Here is a 2,068-nt window from a genome sequence, read left to right on the forward strand (position 1 = left end):
ATCGAACTCCTCGGGTTTCGACGGGCTGTCGCACCCGCCCAGCATGGCGGCGCCGATGACCGTCGCCAGATAAAGCTTACGAAACATCCTCGCTTCTCCTGCATCGAGTGGAACTGCCCGGCGCGGCACCTTCCGCGCCACGCGCCGCTCAGTGATCCTGTTCCCCCGCATCAGGTACGATGGAGGACCTGGGCTTTACGAAACGCTCCCACTGCGCGAGCGCGTACGACCGCTGCCTGGGGTGCGCGCGCTCGAAGGCGGGATCGACGTTCCGGTCGCCCCCCGCGTCCTCGGAGGTGCCGAGCATGGCCGACAGGTCGGTGGTGCCGCGGATGGCGTACTTCGCCTGGCCCTCGTGCATGATCAGCTTGAGCGTGGAGGGGCTGACGTCGCTGGTGCAGGTGAGCGCGTACAGGAACGTGCTCTCGCCCACGCCGTCGTGGTCCAGGTCCGTCACGGACAGGCTGCCCTTCACGAACTCGGCGATCAGGTCGAAGTCGCACTGTCGCTGGAAGTCCGTCACGAGCCAGAGCCGCTTCCACGCGGAACCATTCCGGGCGAAGTGGTAGGCGCGGATCTCGGCGTCGCGGCATTGGGGATCGCTATCGCACGCGCTGGCCGACGGGAATTCGCCCGTCTCCGCCAGCACCACCACGTTCTCCCCCTTGGCATCCCGCCACCGGGCGCCATCGACCACGTTTCCGGTCACGTCGGCGTTCGGGGGCAGCGTCTCCGGATCGAATGAGAGCACCTCCAGGGCTGCCACCTCCGCCGGGCGGACCGGTTCGGTCGTGTCGGCGGCCAGCGCGCGGCGCGCATCGTTCCTGGAGGCGGGCTCGCACCCGAGGAAGGCTGCGGCGGCCAGACAGCCAAGAACGCGGCAGGTGGCATGAATCGACATTCTCATTTTCTATGGCGATGGAGAGAATCGGGTAGAGCCGTGCGGGAGAAGACCCATCCGGGGCATCATGAAAGCGGCGCGGATGACGAAACGGCTACCTCGGGGCGGGGTGCAGGCGCGAGGCGATCAGGCGTTCCAGGTGGCCGGTGCTGGTGCACGTTACCTCATTCCCGGCCGTATCGCGGGGCCGCGCGGTGGCCTCCAGAACGGTTTGCACCCGCGTGGCGGCCGGTGCTTCGGCGTTCAGCTGCGTGATCATGGTGACCGTGACGGCGTACGCGTCGGCATTGGGCATCGACACGGTGTGGCCGCAGTCCAGGAACCGCGCCAGGCGCTCGCCGTTCACCCGGCGCGGCATGGTCGCGGGCCCCATGCCGAAGCGCCGCTGCCCCGGATCCACGATGCCGGCGCCGGACAGGCCCAGCCCCTCGTACACGCCCGGAAGCGCAGCCCAGGCCTGGTCAACCGGCACCAGCACCACGCTGCTGTGCGCGTGCGGGCGAGCGGCCACCATCCGCACCTCCGCGCTTCCTTCCGGCGTTTCGATGATCACCGTGCTCATCCGCTCGGGCCCAACGGGAACCGAGGTCGCCTGTGGGGCGCAGGCGCAGAGCAGGACCAGGGGCAGGATGGCTGATCGCGCCATGGAGGCAATCATCGCGGTAAGGGGAAGGATGGGCACGGGCGCGAGCCGTTCCCGCCCGTGCAAGCCACTGTCCTCAGGGGGCCCGCTGCAGCTGCCTGGCGATGCGCCGCTCCATCTCGCCCGTGCTGGTGCACACCACGGGGTTGCCCGACATTTCGCGCGGGCGGGCGGAGCCCTCCACGAGCGTCTGCAGGCGGGTGACGCCCGCGCCCTCGGCGACGAGCTGGGTGGTCACCTGCAGGCGGACGGCGTACGAATCGGCATTGGGGAGGAGCCGCGTGGAGCCGCAGTCCACGAACCGCGACAGCGGCGAGTTGTCCAGGCGCCGCGGCAGCGTGGTCGGTGGCATTCCGAATTGCCGGGAAGCCTCGTCGATGACGCCGGCCCCCGTCAGCCCCAGCGCCGCATACGCACCGGGAAGCGCCGCCCACGCGCTATCCAAGGAAAGTAGAACGTTGGCGATCCGCGGCTCGGCGCGGGAACGGACGCTCGCCTCGACCAGCCCGTCGTTGGCGGTCGTC

3 protein-coding genes are annotated in these 2,068 nt (G+C 69.5%); all 3 read right to left on the reverse strand.

Annotated elements, in window-relative coordinates; all coding sequences use genetic code 11:
- Positions 1–148: 148 nt before the first annotated feature.
- Positions 149–901, reverse strand: coding sequence for a M949_RS01915 family surface polysaccharide biosynthesis protein (locus VIB55_RS03980; RefSeq protein WP_331875374.1), 753 nt, complete (start codon positions 899–901; stop codon positions 149–151).
- 94 nt (positions 902–995) lie between these two features.
- The gene (locus VIB55_RS03985; RefSeq protein WP_331875375.1) at positions 996–1,547 is read right to left on the reverse strand and encodes a hypothetical protein; all 552 of its coding nucleotides are present in this window, start codon (positions 1,545–1,547) and stop codon (positions 996–998) included.
- A 73-nt stretch (positions 1,548–1,620) separates the two neighbouring features.
- A partial coding sequence (locus VIB55_RS03990) for a hypothetical protein (RefSeq protein ID WP_331875376.1) occupies positions 1,621–2,068 on the reverse strand: 448 nt, incomplete at its 5' end.

Source organism: Longimicrobium sp. (genome assembly GCF_036554565.1).
Classification (GTDB): Bacteria; Gemmatimonadota; Gemmatimonadetes; order Longimicrobiales; family Longimicrobiaceae; genus Longimicrobium.

What these genes read in the sequence shown, in the direction of transcription:
- VIB55_RS03985 (WP_331875375.1), bottom strand. Translation starts at nt 1,547, where the DNA reads ATGGCGCGATCAGCCATCCTGCCCCTGGTCCTGCTCTGCGCCTGCGCC.
- VIB55_RS03980 (WP_331875374.1), bottom strand. Translation starts at nt 901, where the DNA reads ATGTCGATTCATGCCACCTGCCGCGTTCTTGGCTGTCTGGCCGCCGCA.